Genomic DNA, 25,784 nt, shown 5'->3' with positions numbered 1-25,784 from the left:
GCACGATGCCACAGTTCCGGGCCACATGCCGGATCCCGGCGGTGCGTGCAGGTGTCAGTGACCGCTGACGCCTCCAGGCCGGAACCCCATCGCCCGCCGTTGCCGCACCTCCGGTTTCACCCGGTGCTCTGCCTCCAGCAACTGCAGGAACTCGTCCGGCTGCAGCGGCGTGCCCAGGATCTCGGCCTGCTGACGGACCGCCGCGAAGTCGCCCAGCGTCAGCTGATCCAGCGCCGCCAGCCGCTCCGCCGCCGGGGCCTGCACCGGCTGTCCGGTCTCCAGCTCCAACAGCCGCAGCCGCTGCTCCGGCCGCATCGGCAGGAAGCGCACCTTGAAGCTGAAGCGACGCAAGGCCGCTTCGTCCAGGTCATCAAAGGCATTGGTGGTGCAGATGAAGATGCCGGCAAACCGCTCCATGCCGGCCAGCATCTCATTGACTTCGCTGACTTCGTAATGGCGCTCGGCCCGCCGGCGGCTGCGCAGGAAGCTGTCGGCTTCGTCCAGGAGCAGCACCGCCTGATCCTGCTGGGCGGCGTCGAACATGCGGGCCATGTTCTGCTCCGTCTCACCGACGTATTTGCTCATCAGGTCGCTGGCCAGGCGCACCATGAGAGGTCGCTGCAGCGCATCGGCGATGTGCTCCGCCAGGGCGGTCTTCCCGCTGCCGGGCGGACCGAAGAAACAGAGGCTGCCCATCCCGCGCCTGCGCAGCGCCTCCACCAGCTGTGGCAGTTCGAAGCGGGCTTCGTAGTGGATGAGGTCCAGCCCGTAATGCGCCGGGCGAGGGCGCTCCAGGGGCTGCGCGTCGCCATGGCCCAGCGCCTTGTCGGCATGCGCGAGCTGGCGCTGGATCAGGGCTTCATTGTCCGACGCCGAATCGCCCCGACCCGCCAGCCGCGCGAAGCGCACTGCCGTGCGGACCTGCGCGGGCGTCAGGCCAGGACGCTCGGCGAGCCGCTGGGCAAAGCCTTCCGGCACGGTCAGCTCCGCCAGCGCCTTGCGCACCAGTCCCAGCCGTGCGCCGGGCGGCGGGCTCTTCAGCTCCAGGTGGTACTGAAAGCGTCGCCGGAAGGCCGGGTCGATGTGCTCGATGCGATTGGTGATCCACAGCACCGGCACCGGGTTGTGTTCCAGGATCTGGTTGACCCAGGCCTTGCCATTCACCGCCATGGGCGGCGGCAGCTCCAGCGCGGCATCGAGCCGGGCCATCAGGTGAGCGGTGTCGCCGCTCAGATGCGGGAAGACGTCTTCGACTTCATCGAACAGCAGGGCCACGTCGCCGCTGGACTTGAGGAACACCTGGCTGATCTGCAGTGATCGATAGCGGTCCCGGCCGCCGAGGGCATTGCCATCGCGGTCGGCGTATTCAACTTCATAGAGCGTCAACCCCGCTTCGCGGGCGGCCACCTTGGCCAGCTCGGTCTTGCCCGTCCCCGGAGGGCCGTAGAGGAGGATGTTCACCCCGGGCTGCCGCTGCTGCACCGCCTGTCGAAGCAGCGTGGCGAGCACGTCAAGTTCGTCGGCAATGAATTCGAAATCCTGCCGGTGCAAGGCGCTGTCCGTTACCGGCCGCGTGAAGACGGCCATCAGGTCCTGCGGATTGCGGTATTCACGCATCAGCACCGGCGGCAGCTGGTCGCTGACCTTCATCAGGTCGGACAGGTCGGTGATGTTGTGCTCGGCGATCAGGTTCTCCACCATGCCCACCCGCTCCAGCCGGGAGCCGGTGCGCAGCGCTTCGGCCACCTCGCGGGCGTCGACACCGGCCACATCGGCCAGCGTGGCGAAGGCTTCCTGGGCAGTATTGACCTTGAATTCCACCAGGGCCCCGCGCAGTTCCCGCTGATAACGCGCCAGCGTCCCATACAGCAGCAGCGCCCGCTCCGCCGCATTGAGCTGCAGCAAGTGCCCGAGCGCCGCGATGTTCTGCTGCACCAGCGTCGATTCGGTTCGCAATTGCTGCTCCAGCGTGTCGCAGGTGCAGGCGAGCAGGGTCAGCAGGTCCTTGGGAGCGTCCTTGATGAATTCATCGAGGTAGAAAAACACCGTGCCTTCGGCAAACGGTCCACGCCAGACCGCGTGTCGCGCAAGAAAGGCGGCGTCGGAGAGGGCGTCGTGGGCGGCCCACAGTGCGTGACCCTCGCAGCGTCGGGTCAGATAGGCCCGCAGCCGCCCCAGCACCGGCGGCGGCCAGACGAGATGACGCGCGGTGAGGGAGAGCAGGCCGGAGAGGTCGCGGCGGGGATTGAACCGGCTGGCGTGGCGGACCGTCAGGGTCAGCACGAAGTGCGAGCACATGCGGTCCAGGACCGGGCTGCTGTGATAGCCGGGAGAGAACAGCGGTGTGGACGCGCGCTTCGCCATCGGCAGAACCCCGGCAGTGAGTGCAACACTCGCTCGGATATTGGCCCAGGCGATGCGGCACGGCAAGCCCCGTGGAGGAGGGGCGTCCGAGCCCCTCCGTGCACCCTCAATGCACCCTCAATGCATCACGACCGGTTGCTGGCCGAGGTTGGCATATTGAGCGATGAAAGCGTCCAGATCGTCCACGTCGGGGCCTTGTTCGATCAGGGCTTCGACGCCTTCCTGGAACTGCTGCGCCAGGGCGCCTTCGATGAAGATTTCCTTGCGGCTGAACTTGTCCACGATCTCGAACCCATCGCGTTGCAGCGGCGGATGATCCGGGTGGGGCTGGTCACTCAGCGACAACGAGACCGGTACATCGAACTGAACGACGATGTAACTGGGTGAGTCGTAGAGCATGTGCATAAGTACTCCTTCGTTGTAGGAGTTATGGCCCGATACGCCGGTTTCAAGCCCCCGGCACCCGCAACCCGGCCATGACCCATGGTCGCAGAACTTCCGCTGCCCGTTTCAGCCCCGTGTGGCGCCAAGCGCACAAGGCAGCGGGAAAGTTCACGATTCAGGCAAGGCAGTGAGGCCTTGCCCTGCACCAGTTCCCAGCAATCCGGGCGCCCGGCCCCGGGGATCGGGGTGGTCCCGGGTGACAATGGTGGTTTCCACCCCACGCTCCTCCCCGATGAAACTCGCCACCTACCGCGATGGGTCGCGTGACGGCCAGTTGGTGGTCGTCTCGCGTGACCTGAGCCAGGCCTGCTTCGCCACCGGTATTGCCACCCGGCTGCAGCAGGTGCTGGACGACTGGAATTTCATGGCGCCCCAACTGGAGGCGTTGTCGCAGGCGTTGAACCAGAATCGGGCGCGGCATGCCTTCAGTTTCGACACCCGGCAATGCCTGCCGCCGCTGGCCCGGCCCGCGGCATGGATGGCCGGCGAGGGATATCCGGCTCATGGCGCCGAGCTGCGCGCGCGTGAGGTGCCCATGCCGGAGCGACTGAGCAGCCCGCTGATGCGCATGGGCGGCGGGGAAGCCCTGCTGGGGCCGAACGACACGCCGCTGCTGCGCGGCCTGCCGGGCCTGGAGCCCGAGCCGCAACTGGTGGCGTGCCTGGGCGATTTGCCCGCCGATGCGGTGCCCTCGCAGGCGCTGGACGCGGTGCGGCTGCTGATGGTGGTAAATGCCTGGGTGCTGCGGCCGGTGCAGCAGGAAGAGCTGGCGCAGGGCTGGCCGGCGCTGCACAGCCGCCCCGCGCTGCAGTTTGCGCCGGTGGCGATCACGCCGGACGAATTGCCGGGGGCCTGGTACCTCGGCCGGGCGGCCCTGCAGATCCAGATGCACCGCAACGGGCGCAAGCAGCCGCTGCTGGAGGCGCGGGACGGCATGGAGTGGAGCTTTGGCGATCTGATCGCCGAGGCGGCGCGCCGTCGTCCGCTGCGGGCCGGCACGCTGGTGGGTGCGGGCATGCCGGGCGGTGGTGCGGTGGTGACGCTCAAGGACGGCGACAGCCTGCGCATCGACTTCAAGCTGGCTGACGGCGGCAGCCCGTTCGGTGCAATCGATATGGACCTGGCCGAGCCGACCTCCGCAGTCGCTGAAGAAGACGATGCGGAAGTCGAAGAGACGACCGACGCCCTGGACGACGCGCGTGAAGCGCGTGAAGCGCGTGAATTGCGCGAATTGCGTGAGGCGCAGGATGTAGACGAGCAGAATGAGGGCGACCCCGCTGACTCGGAGCCCGCGCAGAATTTGGAGACATGAGATGCAACGACGTGACCTCTGCGGCTGGCTGGGCGCCAGCCTGACTTCCCTCACCGCCCTGGGCGCCTTCGCCCCGCCTGGTGCGTTGGCCGCCTTCAACCTCACCGAGGGCGATGCCGCCACCGGCGTGCGGGCGGCCCTGGAGCGGGGCGCGCAGGCGGCCCTCACCAACCTGGGCCGCACGGACGGTTTCCTGGGCAATCCCCAGGTGCGCATCGAGCTGCCCGGCAGCCTGCGGGATGCCGCCCGGCTGCTGCGCACCACCGGCCAGGGCAAGCGCCTGGACGATCTGGTCACCGCGATGAACCGGGCCGCCGAGCAGGCGGTGCCGGAAGCGCGCCAATTGCTCGTCAGCACCGTGCGCAACATTTCGGTGGAAGACGCGCTGCGCATCGTGCGCGGCGGCGACAACGCGGTCACCCGCTTCTTCGAGGACAAGACCCGTGAGCCGCTGATGGGTCGTTTCCTGCCCATCGTCACCAAGGCCACCGAGCGTCAGTCGCTGGCGGACAAATACAACGCCGTGGCCGGCAAGGCGGCGGCCTTCGGCCTGGTGCGCCGTGAAGATGCCAATCTCCAGTCCTATGTCACCGACAAGGCGCTGGATGGCCTCTATTACATGATCGGCGAAGAAGAAAAGAAGATCCGCCAGGACCCGATCGGCACCGGCAGCGCCATCCTGCGCAAGGTCTTTGGCTGACGTTTCAGCGCGCCGCGAAGGCTGCCGCCGGCCCTGGCGAAGGCTGCGGGCCGGCAGCAGCCACCCCTGCGGCCACCGGGGACTGGACAGGCTTCCTACAATACCGGCATGACTGCCTCCCCTGTCCGCCCCACTGTCCCCTCGACCGTGCGCTACACCCGCGGCGCGGCCCTGCCCGCCATCCTGCAACAGCGCATTGCGGTGCTGGACGGCGCCATGGGCACGATGATCCAGCGCTACAAGCTGACCGAAGCGGACTTCCGCGGCGCCCGGCTGGTGGACCATCCCAAGGATCTCAAGGGCAACAACGATTTGCTGGTGCTGACCAAGCCGGAGGTGATCTCCGAGATCCACCGCCAGTACCTGGATGCCGGGGCGGACATCATCGAGACCAATACCTTCGGCACCACCTCGGTGGCGCAGGAGGACTATGGCCTCGCGCATCTCGCCTACGAAATGAACGTTGCCGCCGCGCGCCTCGCCCGCGAAGCCTGCGACGCCTTCAGCACGCCCGACAAACCCCGGTTTGCCGCCGGCGCCCTCGGCCCGACGCCGCGCACCGCGTCCATCAGCCCGGACGTCAACGACCCGGGCGCTCGCAACATCGACTTCGACACCCTGCGCGCCGCCTATTACGAGCAGGCCAAGGGCCTGCTGGAAGGCGGGGTGGACCTGTTCCTGGTTGAGACCATCTTCGACACGCTCAATGCCAAGGCCGCCATCTTCGCGCTGGATGAGCTGATGGAAGACACCGGTGAGCGCCTGCCGGTGATCATCTCCGGCACGGTCACCGATGCCTCCGGCCGCATCCTGTCCGGCCAGACGGTCACCGCCTTCTGGCATTCGGTGCGTCACGCGCGTCCGCTGGCCATCGGCCTGAACTGCGCCCTGGGTGCCGCGCTGATGCGGCCCTACATCGAAGAGCTGTCCAAGGCCGCCGATGACACCGCCATCTCCTGCTATCCCAATGCCGGCCTGCCCAATCCGATGAGCGACACCGGCTTCGATGAGACGCCGGACGTCACCGGCCGTCTGGTGGGGGAATTTGCCAGCGCGGGTTTCCTGAACATCGCCGGAGGCTGCTGCGGCACGACGCCGGATCACATCCGCGCCATCGCGCAGAAGGTGTCCAGCTACCAGCCGCGCCGCTGGGGCAGCAAGATGTTCTCCGGGCTGGTGACGGAAGATCAGTAAAGCTTCATCAGCGCGTCCATCTGCACTCGCAGCCGCACTTCGTGCGGTGCGAGGCTGGCGCTGATGGCGTTGGTCGGCACCCGCGTGTCGCGGATGACGGGGGAGGTCAGCGGCGTGCCGCTGCGCCCCACCAGTGCCGCCACCGTCGGCTCGTTGGCGGCATGGCCGCGCTTGAGCACCATCGCTTCTTCGCCGCTGGCCAGCCGCACGAGTGACCCGGGTGGGAACAGCCCGATGGCCTTGATCAGAGCGGCGCCGGCTTCGTCCGGGGCCTGTTGCTCGTCCAGATAGACCGAACGGGCCGCCTGCGCCGCCGACAGCGCCCGCCGTCCGCGCCGTGGGCTGATGCGGGCGCCATAGACGTCGATACGGCGCAGCAGTCGCGCCATCAGCTCACCATCGGAGCGACCCGACAGCGGGCCGGGGCCGGCGTCGTGATGCAGGCGCACGGCGGTCAGCCAGGCGTCGTCATCCACACCCATGCCCCGCAACAGATCGGCGGCACGGTCGCCGTGACCGTCGAGCGCCTGCCGTTCACTGGCGGCCAGGGCGCCGGGGCGCAGGGCCCACTGGTCCTGGTCGCGGCTGATGCTCAGGTTCATCGTCAGCGCCGCCAGCGACAGCACCCGGCGCCGCGCTTCGCCCCAGCCGAGCTGGCGGGCGGTCATCTCGGCCATCACCAGCGTCAGCAGCGCATGGCGGGCGCTGTAGTCCATCGGCTCCTGGCCCGCGTCGTGGATCAGCAGCGCCAGTGACGGGTCGGGCTGCGGATGCAGCCGCGCCAGCACCCGGTCCAGCAACTGGGACAGCCGCACCAGGAAGTCGGGCCGCTCGGGATCCCGCAGCAACTGCTGGGTCTGCGATTGCAGATCACTCCAGGCTTCGATCTCGCTTTGCGGCGCCGCCCGGGCGGGACGTTCCGGCCGCAGGTCGGCATGGAAATCGGTCTGGGCACGGGCCAGGGCGGCGATCGGCGCGCCCTGCATCACCATGGTGTCCAGCTTGTGGGCCAGGGCCCGCTGGTATTCCCGCGTCTCATGCACCTGCACAAACGGACCGCGCGCGATCAGGTCCCGCACCTGCGGGGTGTCGGGCAGCGGGTGGCCGGCGGCGAACAGCAGATGCCCTGCCGCATCCCGCAAGGAGAAGGACAGCATCTGCCCCACCCGCAGGCTGTGAGGGGGAAGTTGGACGAGTTCCACGGCGGTGCGGGCACGTGCCAGGGCCGCTCCGCTGGGCTCCCTCTGCCCGGATGCGTCCCCTTCGTGCCAAAGTTGTCGTTATGGTGAGGTTGTCGGCCAGCATACGCGTTCACTGAAGTCAGGGAAGCCCCGCACCCCCCGGAAACCGGCCCTGGACCGGTAGAATGCACGGCGATCCGAGGAGCGTTGCGATGGGGCCAGACCAACGGCGCCCGCCAGGCTCGGACGGGCGGCCCCCACCCGTGACGGCCGCGCATCAACGACGCTCACCGACCCATGTCTTTCCAGGGGTGGCGGTGAGTTGCGCGGCCCCAGGTGTTGTCTGACTGCACAGAGTGCTCTGACTGTATCGAGGCTGTCATGTCTGCCCCTACTCCCGCTTCTTCCGCTTCTTCCGCGTCCGCAGGTTCGCCCGCCACCGCCAATCCGGCTTCGTCGGTCCAGACCGTCCGGACGGTCCAGCCGATGAAGCTGTCCGGGCTCGAGCCGGTGCTCATCGGCGCCGGCACGCTCTTCGTCAACATCGGCGAGCGCACCAACGTCACCGGCTCCAAGGCCTTCGCCCGCCTCATCCTCAACGGCCAGTTCGAAGAAGCGCTGAGCGTGGCCCGGCAGCAGGTCGAGAACGGGGCCCAGATCATCGACATCAACATGGACGAGGCCATGCTGGACAGCAAGGCCGCCATGGTGCGCTTCCTCCAGCTGATCGCCTCCGAGCCGGAAATCGCCCGGGTGCCGATCATGATCGACTCCTCCAAGTGGGAGGTGATCGAGGCCGGTCTGAAGTGCATCCAGGGCAAGGGCATCGTCAACTCCATCTCGCTGAAGGAGGGTGAGGCGGAATTCCGCCGCCAGGCCCGGCTGATCCGCCGTTATGGCGCCGCCACCGTCGTCATGGCCTTCGACGAAACCGGCCAGGCCGACACCTTCGCCCGCAAAACCGAAATTTGCGAACGCGCCTACCGCATCCTGGTGGATGAGATCGGCTTCCCGCCCGAAGACATCATCTTCGACCCCAACATCTTCGCCATTGCCACCGGCATCGAAGAGCACAACAACTACGCGGTCGATTTCATCAACGCCACCCGCTGGATCAAGCAGCATCTGCCCGGTGCCAAGGTCAGCGGCGGCGTGTCCAACGTCTCCTTCAGCTTCCGCGGCAACGAGCCGGTGCGCGAAGCCATCCATACCGTGTTCCTCTATCACGCCATCCAGGCGGGCATGGACATGGGCATCGTCAACGCCGGCATGGTCGGTGTGTATGACGAAATTCCTGCCGACCTGCGGGAACGGGTCGAGGATGTGGTGCTGAACCGCCGTGACGACGCCACCGAACGGCTGCTGGAGGTGGCTGAAACCGTCAGGGGCGCTGCCAAGGACGACAGCGCCAAGCTGGCCTGGCGAGCGGGAGATGTGGATGCGCGGCTGTCGCATGCGCTCATCCACGGCATCACCGACTTCATCACCGAAGACACCGAGGAAGCCTGGCAGGCCATCCGTGCCCGCGGCGGTCGGCCGCTGCATGTGATCGAAGGGCCGCTGATGGCCGGCATGAATGTGGTGGGCGACCTGTTCGGCGCCGGCAAGATGTTCCTGCCCCAGGTGGTCAAGAGCGCCCGCGTGATGAAGCAGGCCGTGGCCCACCTCGTGCCCTACATCGAAGAAGAGAAGCGCCAGCTCGCTGCGGCAGGCGGCGATGTGAAGCCGCGCGGCAAGATCGTCATCGCCACGGTGAAGGGCGACGTGCACGACATCGGCAAGAACATCGTGACGGTGGTCCTGCAGTGCAACAACTTTGAAGTGGTCAACATGGGGGTGATGGTCCCCTGCCAGGACATCCTGGCCAAGGCCAAGGTGGAGGGCGCGGACATCATCGGCCTGTCCGGCCTGATCACTCCCAGCCTGGAAGAGATGCAGCACGTCGCCGCGGAGATGCAGCGGGACGACTACTTCCGCATGAAGAAGATTCCGCTGCTGATCGGCGGCGCCACGACCAGCCGGGTCCACACCGCGGTGAAGATCTCGCCGCACTATGAGGGGCCGGTGGTCTATGTGCCGGATGCCTCGCGCTCGGTGGGGGTGTGTTCGGACCTGCTGTCCGACGAACGCGCCAGCCGCTTCATCGACGAGCTCAAGGCCGACTACGAGAAGGTGCGCGACCTGCATGCCAACAAGAAGCAGGCCCCGCTGGTGACGCTGGCGCAGGCTCGCGCCAACAAGCTGAAGCTGGACTTCAGCAGCTACACGCCGCCGGTGCCGCGCTTCCTGGGCAAGCGCCACTTCCGCAACTACGATCTGGCGGACCTGGCCCAATGCATCGACTGGGCGCCGTTCTTCCAGACCTGGGACCTGGCCGGTCCGTTCCCGGCGATCCTCAAGGACGAGATCGTTGGCAGCGAGGCGCAGCGTGTGTTCAGCGACGGCAAGCGCATGCTGCAGCGGATCATCGAAGGTCGTTGGCTCACCGCCAGTGGCGTGATGGGTCTGTATCCCGCTGCGCAAGTCAACGACGACGACATCGAGATCTACACCGACGAATCCCGCAGCGAGGTGCTGATGACCTGGCGCGGCCTGCGCATGCAGTCCGAGCGGCCGGTGGTGGACGGTGTGCGTCGTCCCAACCGCGCGCTGGCGGACTACATCGCCGCCAAGGGCACGGTGCCGGACTACATCGGCCTGTTCGCCGTCACCGCCGGGCTCGGCGTGGACAAGAAGGAAGCGCATTTCCTGGCGGACCTGGACGACTATTCCGCCATCATGCTCAAGGCGCTGGCCGACCGACTGGCGGAAGCTTTTGCTGAGCGTCTGCATCAGCGCGTGCGTCAGGAGTTCTGGGCCTACGCGCCGGATGAAGCACTGAGCAACGAGCAGATGATCCAGGAGTCCTACCAGGGCATTCGTCCCGCGCCGGGGTATCCGGCCTGTCCGGATCATCTGGTCAAGCGCGACCTGTTCCGCGTGCTGCAACCCGAAGACATCGGCATGGGCCTGACGGACTCCATGGCCATGACGCCGGCGGCCAGCGTCAGCGGCTTCTATTTCTCGCATCCGCAGGCGAGCTACTTCAATGTGGGCCGCATCGGCGACGACCAGTTGGCCGACTGGGCTGCCCGCATGGCGCTGGATGCCGCCGACGCCCAGCGCGCGCTGGCGCCGCTGCTCGGTTGATCGGTCGCCCCCCCCCGAATCGCACGGAACTGCAAGCTTTGTTTCAGGGCGTGACGGCGGTCCTCCGAGAGGAAGGTCGCTGCGTTTCCTGTTTGTGAAAGATGTCAGACGCTCAGCAGGCACAGGAGTTGCCGAGGGATGGGGCGGAGGTTTCCGGACCGGTTTCAGGCCATTACAAAGCCGACCGTTTGGAATCCGGCCCTTCTGTAACAGCGTGGCATCCTTCGCTCATACCCAGAAAACGGGAGCGCAAGCTTCTTGGGGAACAACCATAAGAGGTAATCATGGCGATGAGTAGCAACATGAAGATGATCGCCGGCGCTGCCGGCGCCGCAGTGCTGGTGGCCGCCGCCTACATGGCCGGCAGCCATCGTGCCGCCGCGCCGCAGCAACCGGAGACACCGGCCGTGAGCACCGGCGCGAATGCCGCCGACGAAGCCAAGGCCGCGAAGTTGGCCGCCAATGAATCCGTGGCTCCGAAGAGCAATCAGCAGCAGCAACGCTCCAACTCGGGTGACAACGGCGGTTATGCCGGTAATGGCAACAACAACGCCGTGGCCCAGGAACAGAGCCGCCTGTGCTCGGAATGCGCCACCGTGCTGTCGGTGCATTCGGAGAACCGTCAGGGCAAGGGCTCCGGCATCGGCGCCGTAGGTGGTGCAGTGGTGGGCGGCCTGCTGGGTAACCAGCTGGGTGGTGGCACCGGCCGCAAGGTCGCCACCGTCGGTGGCGCCGTGGCCGGTGGTTTCGCCGGTAATGAAATCGAGAAGCGCACCCGCTCGTCCACCGTCTGGGTGGTGAAGATGCGCAACGCCGATCAGACGATCCGCACGATGGAATTCAGCCAGCAGCCGGACGTTCGCAGCGGTGACGTGGTGAAGGCCAGCAACGGTCAGCTGATTCGCCAGTAAGGTGCGACTGGACTGCGGAGCCGCCTGACGCTGCGTCAAGCGCGCCCGCCGGGCCGTGCAACGGTCCGCTTGCGAAGCTCCGGTTCCCCCGGACGCTACAAAACCCCGCGATGCATCCGCACGCGGGGTTTTTTCATGGGCTGGCGGTGATGTGGATATCGCGCAGCGGTTCGCCCGCGCTGCGCAGGCGATGCGCTTCGCCGTAGGCCCGTTCCAGATGGCGGATGAAGCGCGGCGAATCGAAGAGCGGCATCGACATGCGCCGGTCGTGCAACTGCTGCCGCAGCGCGGCGAGCTCCGAAGGGGTGAGTGCGAGACGTACAGCGGTGTCGACGTAGGTCTTGGCATCCCGAGCGATGAGCTGCGGGAGGCCCGCAGCGGTCAGCAGGCTCGCGGCCATGCGCCCGCAGAAAGACCGGCCCTGCAGCGTGACCACCGGCAGCCCCATCCACAGCGCGTCGCTGGCGGTGGTGCCGGCGTTGTAGGGCAGGGTGTCCAGGAACAGGTCGGCCTGCTGCAGCCGCTCCAGATAGAGCTCGCGCGGTGCACGCGAGGCAAACACCAGACGGTGGGCGCCGACGCCGCTGGCGTCCGCATGGCGGCGCAGGTTCACTGCCGCCGCGGGATCTTCTTCCAGCAGCCACAGCACCGATCCAGGCACCTGCCGGAGGACGTCGACCCAGAGCTGGAACATGGCCGGGGTGATCTTGCTGGGATTGTTGAAGCAGCACAGCACGAAGGCGTCGTCGGGCAGGCCCAGTTCCGAGCGGCTGGTGTGCAGCGCGGGATGGGGGCGCTGCCGGTCATTGGCCTGGTAGCTCGGCAACACCATCAGGTGTTCGTCATAAAAGGCGCGGGTCTCCGGGGAGACCAGCACCGGGTCGCTGACGAGATAGTCATAGTGCGCAGTCCCCGACGTGCCCAGGTAGCCGAGATAGAGCACCTGCACCGGGGCCGGGCGCTCGGCGAAGATGCCGCTGCGCGCGCCTTCGGTGAAACCGGTCAGGTCCACCGCCACATCCACCCGCAGCTCGCGGCAGGCCTGCGCGATCTCGCGGTCCGTGTGATGGGCAACATCCAGGAATCCATCCACGCCCGCGCGGATGCGCTGCTGCATCGGATCGTCCGGTCGAGCCGGACCGTAGTTGACGGCCAGCACTTCGAAGCGCTGGCGATCGTGCAGCTCCAGCACCTCGGCCATGAGGAATGCGACCGGGTGCATGCGGAAGTCGCGCGAGATGTAGGCGACCCGCAGCTTGGTCGCGCCGGTGCCCGCGTGGCGGGCGGACATGACCATGGGCGCGGCGGCGTGCCCGGCCGCGTGGACGGTGATGGGCAAGGGCTCCGAAGGGGCGGTCACCGAACTTTGCATCCACAAGCGGGCCGCCTGCTGATGCGCCGCCGGGTCATCCACCAGGTTCTGCAGGATCAGCGGTTGCACGACCTTGTGCTGCTTCGCCAGACCGTCCAGCAAGGCGGCGAGGCGGTCGTCGAAGTCCTGCCAGTCATACAGATGCATGGCGGTGTAGAGGTGCAGGCCGCGCAGCCAGTCGAGGTCGGGCCGCAGCGTCTGCAGATGGTCAAAGTCCGCCAGTGCGGTTGAAAAATGCCGCTGCAGCAGTTCCAGATTGGCCCGGTTGTGCAGAGGCTCCACAGCATCGGGTTGCAGCGCCAGCGCCTGGGTGAAGGTGTGCAGCGCTTCCTCGCTCTGTCCGGACTGTTTCAGGGCAATGCCGCGCAGGTTGTAGAGCTCCACGTCCTTGGGAAAGCGTGTCAGCAACTCCTGGGTGTCGGCCAGCACCTGCGGCAAACGGCCCAGCGACAACAGCAGCCGGACCCGCTCCACCGCGGGCCGGGCCTGCGTGGGGGCGCTCTGACGGGCGCAGTCCAGCGCCATCAGGGCCGCCTCCGGCACGCCGGTGGCCTGGTAAGACTGCGCCAGTGCGAGATAGGCGGCGGTGTACTGGGCGTCCGCGTTCAGGGCCCGTTCAAACGCGGGGATGGCGTCCACGGGTTGGCCCAGTTCCTGCAGCGCGACGCCCCAGTTGAAAGCCGCCCTTGCGTCGCCGGGCGACAGCTCGCTGGCCCGCTGGAAACATGACGCCGCATCCTGCCAATGGCCGACGCCTGCCAGCAGATTCCCCAGGCGCAGGAACAGCCCCCCATCCTTCGGGAAGTGCTCGGTGGCGGTGACCAGCACCTCCACCGCTTCCTGCAGCGCGCCGGAGCGCTCCAGCGCCGCGGCCAGCAGGGGGTAGGCCTCGGCATAAGCGGGATCGGCGCCGAGCACCTCCCGAAAGGCACGGGCCGCAGCGGGCCACTGTTGGCGCTGAAAGGCGGCGGACGCCTGTTTGAGCGCCGCCTGGGCGCGGCTGGTACGGGGCAGGGCCATGATGAGGAGTCGCAATGCGATGCCCCATAGTAACGATGCCAGAGATGCAAGAGATGCCAACGATGTGAACGTCGCCAATGGCACTCGCGGCATCCGCTGTGGACCCTACGGACGGCGGGGCGCCCCGGCATTCGCTAGGATGCCAGTCTGTCTTCTGGAGGCTCCATGCAAGTTCCTGCCCTGTTCCATCTGGCCTACCACGTGCGTGACCTGGACGCTGCCCGCGCCTTCTACACCGGCGTGCTGGGCTGCGAAGAGGGCCGCAGCACCGACACCTGGGTGGACTTCGACTTCTTCGGCCATCAGATCTCGCTGCATCTGGGAGAGCCTTTCAAGACCACCAACACCGGGCGTGTGGGTGACCATCTGGTGCCCATGCCGCATCTGGGCCTGGTGCTGCCGATGCCCGCGTGGCGCGCACTGGCCGACCGGCTGGAATCGCAGGGCCTGGACTTGGTCCTGAAGCCCCAGATCCGGTTTGCCGGCCAGCCCGGAGAGCAGGCAACGATGTTTTTCCTGGATCCATCGGGCAATCCGATCGAGGTGAAGGGATTCACGGCGATGGACGGCGTGTTTGCCGGGTGAAGCGACACTGTGTCCCGTGTGCTGAAACAGTTCGCGATGGTCGGTCGGCACTCGGGCATCACTGAGGCAGCACTGAAGCATCACTTTGCCAGCACTGAGCTGGCCTCAGCAGGCGCTCTGCCGACCGAAAGTCGGCGCGAAGCCGGCGGTAAGTCGGTGGTAAGTCGCGCCAGTCGAACATTCGCCGCGATTGGATGATTCCCCCGTCTCCCTCACCGTCACTTTCATCCCCAACCCCTCCACCCCATGAATCCTGACACCTCTTCTCCGACTCGCGGCGCCGCCGCCGCCCGCAGCCCGATGCGGACCACGCTCGGCACTCTGGTGGGTGCTGTGACGGCGGGTGTGCTGTCCATCGCCGCTCCTGCCGTCTGCGCGCAGTCCCAGGTGGCTTCGCCGTCGGCCTCGGAAGGGCTGGCCGGTGGCAGCTCTCAATGGGCGGTGGGCGTCGGCATTGGCGTGCGTGAACGCGCCTATCTGGATGCGGATCGCAAGGTCAACGCCCTCCCGCTGCTCTTCTACGAAAACCGCTATGTCCGCTTCGCCGGCACCACCGTCGAGGGCAAGTTGCTGAACTACAGCCTGGCGCCTCACCAGCGCCTCACCGGCGGCCTGCTGCTCAAGTGGGTGCCCGAAGGCTACAAGGGCAGCGATTCTCCGGCGCTGGCCGGCATGGCCGAGCGCAAGGGCGGGGTCATGGGCGGCGCGGGTCTGGGCTGGCAGACGCCGGTGGCCAATCTGGGCCTGGAGTGGACCACCGACCTCTCCAGCCACAGCAAGGGCCAGCGCCTGCAACTGCAGGTGGACCGGCGCTTCCAGATGGGTGCCGTGAGCTTCACGCCCCGACTGGGCGCGGCCTGGATGGACCGCAAGTGGGTGGACTACTACTACGGCGTGCGGGCCAGCGAAGCGCTGCCGGGCCGTCCCGCCTATCAGGGCGATGCCGGCGTGGCGCTGGAGGCCGGGCTGCGCATGGACTATGCCATCCAGCGTCAGCACGTGATCTTCCTGGACCTGGGTGTGACCCATCTGCCAAAGGAAGCGACCAACAGCCCGATCGTCGAGCGCAGCAACCTGCCACGCGCGGCGGTGGGTTACCTCTACCGCTTCTGACGCGGAGCGCATGAACCGCATCGCCCTGGTTGAGGACCATGCCCGCCTGGCGGCGTTGGTCCGCCAGAGCCTGCAGGCCGCCGGCATTCCGACGGATGTGTTCCCGACGCTCGAAGCGGCATGGCAGGGGCTGCAGGCCATCGACTATGCGGCGCTGGTGGTGGACCGGGGCCTGCCGGACGGCGATGGGCTGAATCTGGTGCGACGTCTGCGAGCGGCGGGGACCGGCACGCCCTGCCTCATGCTCACCGCCCGGGATGCGTTGCATGACCGGCTGGAGGGCCTGGACTCCGGCGCGGACGACTACCTCACCAAACCCTTCCCGATGGAGGAACTGGTGGCCCGCGTACGAGCGCTGCTGCGACGCCCGGCCGCGCTGCAACCGGACCGCCCCGCCTTCGGGGACATCCACCTGCAGATGGAGGAAGGACGACTGGGGTGCGGGGACGAGTCGATCAGCCTCTCGCCGAGTGAGCAGCAGATCCTGCTTTCGCTGGTGCGACAGGAGGGCCGGACCGTTCGCCGCGGCACGCTGGAGGCCGCGGCGTGGGGCCTGTCCGAAGCCGTCACACCCAATGCCTTGGATGTGGCGCTGCACCGGCTGCGTCGCAAGCTGCTGGGCATCGGGTCGCGTCTGCAGATCGTCAACATCAGAACTCAGGGTTATGCGCTTCGGGAAGATGATCCGCCCCTCTAGCCTGCGGGCCCGGCTGATGCTGATGTTCATCGGCGGCCTGCTGCTGAGCATGGGCCTGCTGGCGCTGGTGCTGGCCGTGCTGGCCACGCCGTTCAATCGGCATCTGCTGGACGTGGGCGTTCAGCACTGGACGTCCGAGGTGTCCGCCTTTGTGCGCCTTGATGCGCAGGGGCGACCTGTGGGAATTGATGATCAGCACATTGAGCCCTGGTTGTTCAGCAGCCTGTCTGAAGAAGCGACCCTGCGGGTGGTGGATGCCGAGGGGCGGGTGGCTTACAGCTCCGAGCGGGCCGACCTGACACCGCTGAAGGCGGATGGTGCCGCGTTCGACATCAAGCGTCAGGTCTTTACGCTGACGCGCGACGGCGTGGCGATGCATGCGGCCACGATGCCGGTGAAGCAGTCGCAGGGTCGCTGGTGGCTGCAGATGGCCATCAGTGATCGCATCGTGATGCGCATGCGTTCCACCTTTGGTACGCCGGCCTTGATGAAGGGTGTGGCGGGCACCTGCGTGGTGTTCATGCTGATATTTTTCCTGACGGTGCATCTGACGCTGCGCAAGGCCTTGCAGCCGCTTCGCGATGCGTCGGCCGAAGCACGTCGCATCACGCCGCGGACGCTGGATCAGCGCTTGTCGGCGGAGGTGCATCCGCGTGAGATCCGGCCGCTGGTGCAGGCCTTCAACCAGACGCTGGATCGTTTGCAGCATGGCTTTCGCACACAGCAGGAGTTTCTGTCCAGCGCGGCGCATGAACTCAAGACGCCGCTGGCGCTGATACGCGCTCAGGTGGAGCTGGGGCCGGACGATGAGCGCCGGCGGTATCTGCTGGAGGATGTGGACCGCATGGCGCGTCAGGTGCAGCAACTGCTCATGCTGGCGGAGGTGAGCGAGCCGCAGAACTACCGGATGGAAGCGATCGATCCGCGTGGCACGCTGCAGGAGGTCTTTGACTACATGGGCCGTGTGGCGGAGCGTCGCGGGGTGCTGTTGGGACTTCGCCTGGCCGACGACCTGCGGCCCTGGCAGGCGGACCGAGGTGCGCTGTTCACCCTGGTGAAGAACCTGCTGGAGAACGCCATCCAGCACAGTCCGACGGGCGGCGTGGTGGTGCTGGCGGTGCAGGCCGACCGGTTCGCGGTGCGGGATGACGGGCCCGGGGTGCCGCAGGAGCACCTGCAGCGCATGTTCGAGCGGTTCTGGCGCGGGCCGGAGCGGCGAGAAGAGGGGGCCGGGCTGGGCCTGTCCATCTGCCGGGAGATTGCCTTGGCGCACCGATGGCGGCTGACGGCGCGCAATACCGGGCGCGGGCTGGAGATGGCGCTTGATCTCGGGCAGGCGGAAGCACCGGGAGACGGCGGGGCGGGGTGGGAGTCCGGTGAGCCAGGTACAGAAGCGCCGAGGCGGATGCCGCCGGTGAGAGTGCAGTCGACGTCGCCTGGGAAAGCGATGCTGAATGCGCTGTTCTGAGTCGCGTGTCAGTTAAAACCGGCATGGACGCTCCGAAACGGGTGCGATGTCAGTTTTAACTGGCACGGAGGGCTGGCGTCCGCGAGCCTCACTCCCGCCCGGGCAATGCCCGCCGCCATTGAATCGCCTCAGACACATGCGCCGGCTGGATCTCCGCTGAGCCTGCCAGATCGGCGACGGTTCTGGCCATCCGCAGTACCCGGTGATAGCTGCGACCCGACCAGGCGAGTCTCGCCGCCGCTTTGTGCAGGAGCGCTTCCGCTTCCGGCGTCAGGTGCAGATGCTGGTCCAGCTGACCGGAAGGCAGCTGGGCGTTGATGCAGCCTTGTCGAAGCAGGGCCACCGCGCGCGCGGCAGCCACCCGTGCTGCGACCTCGCGGCTGGCTTCACCTTCAGCGGCACCCGCCAGCACCTGCGGCGCGAGCATCGGCACCTCCACCATCAGATCGATGCGGTCCAGCAGGGGACCTGAGATCCGGCCCTGGTAGCGGTCGATCTGCTCGGCGGTACAGCGGCATTCCTTGGTCGGATGACCGAGGTGGCCGCACGGGCAGGGATTCATTGCAGCGATCAGCTGGAACTGCGCGGGAAATTCCGCCTGGTGGCACGACCTGGCGATGTGGATGCGGCCGGTCTCCAACGGCTCGCGGAGTGCCTCAAGCGCGTGGCGCTGGAATTCGGGCAACTCATCGAGGAACAGCACGCCATGATGGGCGAGCGTGATCTCGCCAGGGCGGGGCGGCGAGCCTCCTCCGATCAAGGCGGCTGCCGATGCGCTGTGATGGGGAGATCGGTAAGGCCGCTGCGCCCAGAGCTCCGGCCTGAATTGCCCATTGATGCTGAGGACGGCCGCAGACTCAAGGGCTTCGGCTTCTTCCATCGGAGGTAGCAGGCCGGGAAGGCGCTGGGCCAGCATGGACTTGCCGGTGCCGGGCGGGCCGACGAGCAGCAGGCCGAGTCCGCCAGCGGCTGCCACTTCAAGCGCACGCTTCGGGCCAGCCTGGCCTTTGACGTCGCGCAGATCGCGCGCTTCCATCGAGGGCAGCGGCGGCGTGACGAGCACACGTGTGAGTGTCGTGTCGCTGTGCGGCTGCAAGGCCTGGACGATTTCCAGCAAATGCACGGCTTCGCGCACGATGAGGCCCTGCATCAATGCGGCTTCGGCGGCGCTGCCGCGAGGGAGCAGCAATTCGCGAGCCAGTCCGCTGGCGCGCAATGCCAGCGCCATGGCGAGGGCGCCGCGCACCGGGCGCAACTCACCGGAAAGGGCGAGTTCACCGGCGCATTCCATGCCGGGCAGGCGCTGGGCATCGACCTGACCACTGGCGGCGAGCAGACCCAGCGCAATCGGAAGATCGAAGCGGGCGCCTTCCTTCGGGAGGTCCGCAGGGGAGAGGTTGACCGTGATGCGCTTGTTGGAAGGGAACTCGAGACCGCTGCTGTGAAGCGCGGCGCGGACACGTTCGCGGGATTCCTTCACCTCGGTGTCGGCGAGTCCGACGAGGGTGAAGCTGGGCAGGCCATTGGCCAGGTGGACTTCAACGTCCACGGCTGCGGCGGTCAGGCCGGTGAGGGAGCGACTATGGGTGACGGACAAGGACATGGGGAGCACCGTTGCGCCGGAGGGGCGAGGTGCTCAGTCTGTGAGCTTGGCCGAGCCAGGGCTATCCCGATGAGGGAGGCGCTCGAAAGGGGTGACCCGGGGATTGAACGGACGTCACCCTCTGGCAGGCCATTGAAGTTGAAGTCACAACGTCATTCCAGACGGTGGACAGGGGGACCACGAGCGCGCGACCCAACGCGGTTAGCATCCGCCTCTGCCCTCATTACCTCCGTGGACCGGCCATGTCATCGTCATTCGATCCCGCAGCATTCGCCCAACGCCAACTGGACGCCTACAACGATCGGGACCTGGATCGTTTCGTGGCGGAGTACACCGACGATGTCGTGGTCTACACCCTCTCCAATCCCGAACCCACGCTGGTGGGCCGAGAGGCGCTCCGTGGCCACTACAGGGACAACCGATTCAACCTGCCGGACCTGCACGCCAAGCTGGTGAATCGAATGGTGTTTGGCAACAAGGTCATCGACCACGAATGGGTGACCGGCGTCCCCGGTGCACCGCTGGACGTCGCCGCGATTTATGAGGTCACCGAGCGAGGGATCTCCAAGGTGTGGTTCGTGCGGGGCTGAGGCCTCGCACAGCCAGCGTGCGCTTTGCCGGAAAGCTGAGTGGACTGCACCCGTGCAAATTGAAATCGATCTTGCCCAAGGAAGCGTGCTGTTGAATGGTCAACGGCTCTGGACCTTGGGCGAGCACATGGCCGCCAGTCACGCGCGCAGGCAGGTTCGCTACCTGGATCTCCCCGCGACCCTGGTGATCGTGCAGGAGGAGCGGCAAGCGTCGTCCGCCGCCATGCTCTTCACCGAAGAAGAGTTTCCCGATTCCATTCTCACCAGCCGGATGGTGAAGCGCTTCGCAAAGAAGTCCGGAGTGTGGCCGACGTCCATGCACCGGGCCCGTGCAGTGGCCCGATTTCCATGGGGGCAGGTCTCGTTCTCGGTAGATCCCAAGCTGGGAGACATGTCCATGGCAATCTCCAGATGAAACCATTCGAGGGAGCACACCATGGGTCTTCGCGCCCCTGACTGGATGGTCCATGCAACCGTTTGACCCGCCGCGCCGCCATTGGCTTCGAATGGCTGCGGCCTGGACGGCAATTCCCCTCAGCCTGTCGCTGTCCATCGCTGGCGCAGAACCCCAGCCCGCCCCTGCGGCTGGCGGCTTCACCGACCTGATGCCTGCCTTCTGGAAGGTCTACGATGGCAGCGTGTCCCTGGACACGGACCCGCGCGTTCGCAGGCTGATGACGGACTTCTTCGAGCCGCATTCGGCCGCTTATCGCCTGGCCGGCCTGAGTGTCACGCCGGAACGGGTCCTGCGGTGGCTCCCCAAGTTCGACCTGATGGCGGAGGAGGTCCGGCAACTGCATCGCCGCTTTCCCGCGCTGTATGCAGCCCAATGCGCCCGTTTCCAACGCGCGCTCCCGGACTTCAAGGTGGATGCATCGCCCATCTGGCTTCTGCCATCGCTGTTCAGCTTTGATGCCCACCTGGAATCGCAAGGCCCCAATGCACCCTTGCCCCTGTTCTTCGGGGCCGATGGCATCCAGCGGTGGCACGGTTCCGGAGCGGACCCCGCGGTGCTGTTCGCCCATGAGTTCTTCCATTGCTACCACGCGCAGCGCGCTCCTCGTATCAGTCTGGAGGTCCATTCCCGGGTGCATGAGTCGCTCTGGGTCGAAGGCCTGGCGACCTATGCAAGCGAGCAGTTGAATCCCGGTGCATCCCTGGTCCAGCTCCTGCTCGACGATGAAAAACTGGCCGCCGCGGATCCGGCCACCTTGCGCCGGGCGGCGGCCGCGCTGCTGGACGTTTGGGACAGCACCGAGGCTTCGGCGGCCCAACCGTTTTTCGACATGGGCCACCATGGCGACTGGCCCTCGCGGATCGGCTATTACGTTGGCCTCCTGGCCGCACGGCAACTGGGGCGGAAAGCCTCCCTTCAGCAACTGGCGGGGTGGGATCGTGGGGCGTTGTCGGACGCGCTGCGGCCTGCCGTACTCGCGTTGGCTCAGTAGTCGCGCAAGACTGCCGCGCATGCCATGGGCGGCGGCCCGGCTGACGGGGCCTTCCGGTCGGTGAGCGCGGCAATCCCATCGCCGCTCCCCTTCACCCGCTCAGTGCCCCACCGGCCGCGGCCCACTGAGCCGAATCGCCACGCCACTGCGCCGATCCAGCGCCCCACTCCAGGTCGTCAGTGCCAGCGCCACCAGCACCACCAGCGAGCCGATCCACGGTGTGTGCATCAAGCCCAGATGTGTCACGATCAGCCCACCGGCCCACGCGGCCCCGGCGATGCCCAGATTGAAGGCGGCGATGTTCAGCCCGGACGCCACGTCCACCGCCTGCGGTGCCACCCGCTCCGCCTGCTGCACCACATACACCTGCAGCCCCGGCACATTGCCGAAGGCGACCGCGCCCCACAGCAGCACCGTGCCCACCGCCAGCCACGGATGCGGGGCGGTGAAGTTCAGCAGCATCAGCACCGCTGCCAGCAGCGCGAAGATGATCTGCAGCGCACGGATCGGTCCCATCCGGTCCGCCAGCTTGCCGCCCCACAGATTGCCCACCGCGACCGAGATGCCGTAGACCAGCATCACCCAGGCCACCGAACTCGGCGCAAAGCCGCTGATGTCCTGCAGGATCGGCGCCAGAAAGGTGAAGGGAATGAAGGTGCCGCCATAACCAATGGCCGTCTTTGCATACACCAGCAGCAGGCGAGGCTCTGCCAGCACCCGGGCTTGTTGCGCCAGCGAGGCCGGCGGCGTATGGCGCAGCCGGTTGGGCACGAATACGGCGCTGCCGATCATGGCAACGACCCCCAATGCCGAGACAGCCAGAAAAGTCGCGCGCCAGCCGAAGTGCTGGCCGATGAAGGTGCCCATCGGCACGCCGGTCACCAGCGCCACCGTCAGCCCGGTGAACATGATGGCGATGGCGCTTGCCGCCTTCTCCTTGGGCACGAGGCTGGTGGCAATCGTCGAGCCGATCGAGAAGAATACGCCGTGCGCCAGGCCGGTCAGCACCCGCGCCAGCACCAACGATTCGTACCCGGGCGAGCGCCACGCCATCAGGTTGCCAACGGTGAACAGCGCCATCAGCGACAGCAGCAGGGTCTTGCGCGGCACCTTGCCGGTGAGCGCGGTCAGCACCGGCGCGCCCACGGCCACACCCAGCGCATAGAGGCTGACGAGCAGGCCGGCCGAAGGCAGGCCGACACCCAGGTCGGCCGCCACCGTGGGAATCAGTCCAACGATCACGAACTCGGTCGTTCCGATGGCAAAGGCGCTGAGCGTCAGCGCGAGAAGAGCCAGGGGCATGAAATCACTCCAGGGAAGATGTCAGGCTGGAGTGTGATGAACCGATTGATTCCGAAAAAGCCGTGAGCAGGCACAATACCTTTGACTCAGAGTCAAAGGTGGATCAACCGATGGATCAAGCGATGGATCAAGCGGCGAATCAAGCGATGGGTCGGCCATGAAAATCAGCCTTGAAGAACTGCTGGCCTTCACCACGGTGATCGACAGCGGCTCCATCACCGCCGCCGCGGAGCATCTGGACCAGACCGTCTCCGGCATCAGCCGTGCGCTCGGCCGCCTGGAGACGAAGCTCGGCACGACGCTGATGCGGCGCACCACCCGCCGGCTGGAGCTCACCGAAGAAGGCACGGTGTTCCTGACCCATGCGCGGGACATTCTCGCCGCCGTGGAGTCCGCCGAATATCAGATGACCATTCGCCATCAGCGGCCCGCGGGCCGCCTGCGGGTGAACGCCGCCTCGCCTTTCATGCTCCATGTGGTGGTGCCGATGGTGGGCGCATTCCGGGAGCAGTTTCCGGAGATCGAGCTGGAGCTGCACAGCAGCGACAACATCATCGACCTTATCGAGCAGCGCACCGATGTCGCTCTGCGCATCGGTCAGTTGCGGGATTCAACGCTGCATGCACGCCCGCTAGGCTGCTACCGGCTGCGGGTGCTGGCGGCACCCAGCTATCTGGAGGCGCATGGCCGCCCGCGCAAGGTGGCCGATCTGGCGCGGCATTCGCTGATCGGCTTCACCCAGCCGGAGACGCTCAACCAGTGGCCCCTGCGGCATGGCCAGGACACCAGCTTCGAGATCGTCCCCACAGTGAAGGCCTCCAGCGGCGAGACGGTGCGGCAGCTGGCGCTGGCGGGTCAGGGTCTCGCCTGCCTCGCGGATTTCATGACGCAGGAGGACCGCCACAGCGGCGCCCTGGTACAGGTGCTGGCCAAGGACACGGTGGAAGTGCTGCAACCGGTGCACGCGGTGTACTACCGCAATACACCGCTGTCCGCGCGCATCCAGTGCTTCCTGGACTTCCTGGCGGAGCAGATGACCCCTCGCACCACCGGATAGCGGCGCGGGCGCGGGCCATCAACCCAATCCACTGACCCGCAGTCGCCGCGCATCCTGCGCAGGCGCCCGCCCGAACAGGCGCGAATAGTCGCGGCTGAATTGCGATGGGCTTTCATACCCCACGCTGAAGCCGGCGCGGGCTGCATCCAGTCCGTCGCTGACCATCAGCCGCCGCGCTTCCTGCATCCGCAGCTGATTGCGGAACGCCAGCGGGCTCATCGCGGTGACGGCCTTGAAGTGGTCGTGAAAGGTCGAGCGGCTCATGCCAGCAATGTCCGCCACATCGTCGATGCGGAACGGCTGCCGGTAATGCTCGCGGATCCAGACGATGGCCCGCGCAATCTGGCTCTGCCGGCTGTCGGCCTGCGTGATCGCCAGGATGGTCGGCCCCATCGGCCCGGTCAGCAGCCGGTAGAGCAGCTCCCGGATCGCCAGCGGTCCCAATGCCTCGACATCCTCCGGCGTATCCAGCAATTGGATGAGCCGGGTCACGGCAGTCAGGAGCGGGTCGGACATCTCTCCCAGCCGCAGTCCCTGCGTCACTTCCGCGGAAGCCGAAGCACGTCCGTGCCGCAGCGCCAGCTCACCCAGCTCCGGCCGGTCCAGGTCCAGTTGCACGCTCAGATAGGGCTGGGGCAGGGTGGCCTCGATGACGGTGCCGGTCACCGGCAGGCCGACGGTGGCCACCAGGAAGCTGGCGGGGTCATAGTGCAGCACGGTGTCGCCCAGCACCGCCCGCTTGCGGCCCTGCGCCACGAAGCAGATCGTCGGCTCGTAGATCACCGGCATCGGCAGCGTTGGCGCGGAACAGCGGATCAGCCGCACCCCCGCAAGGGCCGTGGAAAACGTGCCATCGGACGGCGTGTGACGGCCAATGGCGTCCTTGAAAGCTTCCAGCGTGCTCATGGCCGGCATCATCCATCAGGGCGGACGATCGTGCAAGGATTCCGGCCAGCGGGTCAACCGTCCCGACGGTGCGGAACGAAGAATTCAGTCAGGCGATCCAGACATCGCTACGGCTTTGAACTTCTTCCCTTCCACTCGCGCCCGCATGGCGCTTTCCGGAGACCTCACCATGTCCCTGAACCACTATCGCCTCCTCGGCAGATCCGGCCTGCGCGTGTCCCCGCTGTCCCTCGGCACGATGACCTTCGGCTCCGACTGGGGCTGGGGCGCCGACGATGCAGAAGCCCGTCGCATCTTTGATGCCTATGTCGAGCGGGGCGGCAATTTCATCGACACGTCGGTGAACTACACCAACGGCGCTTCCGAGCAGATCCTCGGACGATTTGCCAAGCCGATCCGTGACCGGCTGATCCTCGCCACGAAGTACACAATGGCCCGGGACCCGGCCAACATCAACTCGGGTGGCAATCACCGCTTCAACCTGGTCCGGTCCGTGGAGACCAGCTTGCGTCAGCTGGACACCGATCGCATCGACCTGCTGTACGTGCATGCCTGGGACTTCACGGCGCGGCCCGACGAGGTGATGCGCGCCCTGGACGATCTGGTGCGCGCCGGCAAGGTGCTCTATCTTGGCATCTGCAACACGCCGGCCTGGCGAGTGGCCGAACTGCAGACGCTGGCGGACCTGCGCGGATGGTCGCCACTGGTGGCCCTGCAGATCGAATACAGCCTGGTGGAGCGCACGGTGGAGCATGAGCTGATGCCGATGGCGCAGGCCATGGGGCTGGGGGTGCTGCCCTGGTCGCCGCTGGGCGGCGGCATCCTGACCGGCAAGTACAGCGCGGCCGACCTCTCCGATGAGAACGGCGCGGAGGTCTCCAGCAGCCGCAAGGGCGTGATCGCCTCGACCGGCCATCTGAACCAGCGCGCGCTGGACATCGCAGCGGTGGTGGGGGAGGTGGCGCGTGAGGTGGAGGCGTCCGCCTCGCAGGTGGCGATCGCATGGACGCTGCGTCACCCGGCGGTCGTGTCGCCGATCATCGGCGCCCGTACGGCGGCGCAGGCCCTGGACAACCTCGGCGCGCTGGATCTTCGCTTCACCGACGATCAGCTCCAGCGGCTGGCGCAGGCCAGTGCGATTGCGCCGATCTTTCCAGAGCGTTTCATCGGGCGCCCGATGGCCCAGCAGCTGATCTTCGGGACGTCCGCGCTGACCCCGCGCTGACTCCTCGCTGACCCCGCGCTGAAACCGCGCGGCTGAAGCGCCCATGACAAAGGCCCTCCCGGCCTGCCTCCGTCTAGGAGGCGCCCGGAAGGGCCTTTGCTTT

Annotated in this window: 21 protein-coding genes and 1 riboswitch; of the genes, 14 read left to right on the top strand and 7 right to left on the bottom strand. The window is 66.8% G+C overall.

The genetic code is table 11. The features are described 5' to 3' along the window. Positions 1 to 54: 54 nt before the first annotated feature. Both FHS28_RS10705 and FHS28_RS10700 read right to left on the bottom strand, forming a co-directional pair. Positions 55 to 2,364, bottom strand: a complete 2,310-nt coding sequence (locus tag FHS28_RS10705) for an ATP-binding protein (protein ID WP_088452822.1) — start codon at positions 2,362 to 2,364, stop codon at positions 55 to 57. Between the two features lie 117 nt (positions 2,365 to 2,481). After that, entirely contained in the window at positions 2,482 to 2,769 is a 288-nt protein-coding gene (locus FHS28_RS10700) for a BTH_I0359 family protein (protein ID WP_088452824.1), read from the bottom strand. Between the two features lie 271 nt (positions 2,770 to 3,040). On the opposite strand from FHS28_RS10700, the gene FHS28_RS10695 reads away from it, so the two are divergent. From FHS28_RS10695 to FHS28_RS10685, 3 genes are all read left to right on the top strand, one after another. Next, entirely contained in the window at positions 3,041 to 4,120 is a 1,080-nt protein-coding gene (locus FHS28_RS10695) for a fumarylacetoacetate hydrolase family protein (protein WP_088452826.1), read from the top strand. 1 nt (position 4,121) lies between these two features. Then, positions 4,122 to 4,820, top strand: a complete 699-nt coding sequence (locus tag FHS28_RS10690) for a DUF4197 domain-containing protein (protein WP_088452828.1) — start codon at positions 4,122 to 4,124, stop codon at positions 4,818 to 4,820. A 108-nt stretch (positions 4,821 to 4,928) separates the two neighbouring features. Beyond that, the gene (locus FHS28_RS10685) at positions 4,929 to 6,014 is read left to right on the top strand and encodes a homocysteine S-methyltransferase family protein (RefSeq protein ID WP_088452830.1); all 1,086 of its coding nucleotides are present in this window, start codon (positions 4,929 to 4,931) and stop codon (positions 6,012 to 6,014) included. On the opposite strand, the gene FHS28_RS10680 is transcribed toward FHS28_RS10685, so the two are convergent. Then, positions 6,008 to 7,171: an HD-GYP domain-containing protein gene (locus FHS28_RS10680; protein ID WP_221193881.1), complete on the bottom strand. Its 1,164-nt coding sequence runs from the start codon at positions 7,169 to 7,171 to the stop codon at positions 6,008 to 6,010. The two genes, FHS28_RS10685 and FHS28_RS10680, sit on opposite strands and share 7 nt — an antisense overlap. Before the next feature lie 217 nt (positions 7,172 to 7,388). Continuing rightward, positions 7,389 to 7,491: riboswitch (S-adenosyl-L-homocysteine riboswitch) on the top strand. Between the two features lie 85 nt (positions 7,492 to 7,576). On the opposite strand from FHS28_RS10680, the gene metH reads away from it, so the two are divergent. Both metH and FHS28_RS24605 read left to right on the top strand, forming a co-directional pair. After that, positions 7,577 to 10,384 carry a methionine synthase gene (gene metH / locus FHS28_RS10675; RefSeq protein WP_088452834.1) on the top strand — a complete coding sequence of 936 codons (2,808 nt, stop codon included), beginning with the start codon at positions 7,577 to 7,579 and terminating at the stop codon, positions 10,382 to 10,384. Positions 10,385 to 10,686: 302 nt separating this feature from the next. After that, positions 10,687 to 11,295 carry a glycine zipper 2TM domain-containing protein gene (locus FHS28_RS24605; RefSeq protein WP_310736770.1) on the top strand — a complete coding sequence of 203 codons (609 nt, stop codon included), beginning with the start codon at positions 10,687 to 10,689 and terminating at the stop codon, positions 11,293 to 11,295. Between the two features lie 133 nt (positions 11,296 to 11,428). Here FHS28_RS24605 and FHS28_RS10665 read toward each other — a convergent pair whose 3' ends face one another. Next, entirely contained in the window at positions 11,429 to 13,687 is a 2,259-nt protein-coding gene (locus FHS28_RS10665) for an O-linked N-acetylglucosamine transferase, SPINDLY family protein (RefSeq protein ID WP_184294556.1), read from the bottom strand. Positions 13,688 to 13,852: 165 nt separating this feature from the next. Between FHS28_RS10665 and FHS28_RS10660 the strand changes: the two genes are divergently transcribed. From FHS28_RS10660 to FHS28_RS10645, 4 genes are all read left to right on the top strand, one after another. Next, the gene (locus tag FHS28_RS10660; protein WP_088452840.1) at positions 13,853 to 14,272 is read left to right on the top strand and encodes a VOC family protein; all 420 of its coding nucleotides are present in this window, start codon (positions 13,853 to 13,855) and stop codon (positions 14,270 to 14,272) included. Between the two features lie 246 nt (positions 14,273 to 14,518). After that, positions 14,519 to 15,385 carry a MipA/OmpV family protein gene (locus FHS28_RS10655; protein ID WP_088452842.1) on the top strand — a complete coding sequence of 289 codons (867 nt, stop codon included), beginning with the start codon at positions 14,519 to 14,521 and terminating at the stop codon, positions 15,383 to 15,385. A 10-nt stretch (positions 15,386 to 15,395) separates the two neighbouring features. Then, on the top strand, positions 15,396 to 16,082 hold the full coding sequence (locus tag FHS28_RS10650) for a response regulator transcription factor (protein ID WP_088452844.1): 687 nt from the start codon (positions 15,396 to 15,398) through the stop codon (positions 16,080 to 16,082). Then, positions 16,066 to 17,550: a sensor histidine kinase gene (locus tag FHS28_RS10645; protein ID WP_184294554.1), complete on the top strand. Its 1,485-nt coding sequence runs from the start codon at positions 16,066 to 16,068 to the stop codon at positions 17,548 to 17,550. The genes FHS28_RS10650 and FHS28_RS10645 overlap by 17 nt, the downstream gene beginning before the upstream one ends. 88 nt (positions 17,551 to 17,638) lie before the next feature. Here the strand turns inward: FHS28_RS10645 and FHS28_RS10640 are convergent, their stop codons facing one another. Further along, positions 17,639 to 19,153 (bottom strand): YifB family Mg chelatase-like AAA ATPase, encoded by a 1,515-nt coding sequence (locus tag FHS28_RS10640; protein ID WP_088452849.1) that lies wholly within the window; start codon positions 19,151 to 19,153, stop codon positions 17,639 to 17,641. Between the two features lie 242 nt (positions 19,154 to 19,395). Between FHS28_RS10640 and FHS28_RS10635 the strand changes: the two genes are divergently transcribed. Genes FHS28_RS10635 through FHS28_RS10625 form a run of 3 tightly spaced genes read left to right on the top strand, consistent with a single transcriptional unit; the run spans position 19,396 to position 21,191 of the window. Then, positions 19,396 to 19,743, top strand: coding sequence for a nuclear transport factor 2 family protein (locus FHS28_RS10635; RefSeq protein ID WP_088452851.1), 348 nt, complete (start codon positions 19,396 to 19,398; stop codon positions 19,741 to 19,743). A gap of 52 nt (positions 19,744 to 19,795) precedes the next feature. Further along, the gene (locus tag FHS28_RS10630) at positions 19,796 to 20,158 is read left to right on the top strand and encodes a hypothetical protein (protein WP_184294551.1); all 363 of its coding nucleotides are present in this window, start codon (positions 19,796 to 19,798) and stop codon (positions 20,156 to 20,158) included. A 52-nt stretch (positions 20,159 to 20,210) separates the two neighbouring features. Then, entirely contained in the window at positions 20,211 to 21,191 is a 981-nt protein-coding gene (locus FHS28_RS10625; protein ID WP_184294549.1) for a hypothetical protein, read from the top strand. Between the two features lie 99 nt (positions 21,192 to 21,290). Here FHS28_RS10625 and FHS28_RS10620 read toward each other — a convergent pair whose 3' ends face one another. Beyond that, complete coding sequence (locus FHS28_RS10620; RefSeq protein ID WP_088452857.1) at positions 21,291 to 22,493, bottom strand: MFS transporter; 1,203 nt, start codon at positions 22,491 to 22,493, stop codon at positions 21,291 to 21,293. Between the two features lie 157 nt (positions 22,494 to 22,650). Here FHS28_RS10620 and FHS28_RS10615 point away from each other — a divergent pair, with 157 nt between their 5' ends. Then, positions 22,651 to 23,550 carry a LysR family transcriptional regulator gene (locus FHS28_RS10615; RefSeq protein ID WP_088452859.1) on the top strand — a complete coding sequence of 300 codons (900 nt, stop codon included), beginning with the start codon at positions 22,651 to 22,653 and terminating at the stop codon, positions 23,548 to 23,550. 18 nt (positions 23,551 to 23,568) lie between these two features. On the opposite strand, the gene FHS28_RS10610 is transcribed toward FHS28_RS10615, so the two are convergent. Continuing rightward, entirely contained in the window at positions 23,569 to 24,456 is an 888-nt protein-coding gene (locus FHS28_RS10610; protein WP_088453145.1) for an AraC family transcriptional regulator, read from the bottom strand. Between the two features lie 169 nt (positions 24,457 to 24,625). Here FHS28_RS10610 and FHS28_RS10605 point away from each other — a divergent pair, with 169 nt between their 5' ends. Next, positions 24,626 to 25,681, top strand: coding sequence for an aldo/keto reductase (locus FHS28_RS10605; RefSeq protein ID WP_184294547.1), 1,056 nt, complete (start codon positions 24,626 to 24,628; stop codon positions 25,679 to 25,681). Positions 25,682 to 25,784 lie beyond the last annotated feature (103 nt).

It is taken from the genome of Roseateles terrae (assembly GCF_014192155.1).
Classification (GTDB): domain Bacteria; phylum Pseudomonadota; class Gammaproteobacteria; order Burkholderiales; family Burkholderiaceae_C; genus Roseateles; species Roseateles terrae.
The sequence above is the reverse complement of the archived record's forward strand: the minus strand, read 5'-3'. Positions and strand labels throughout refer to the sequence as shown.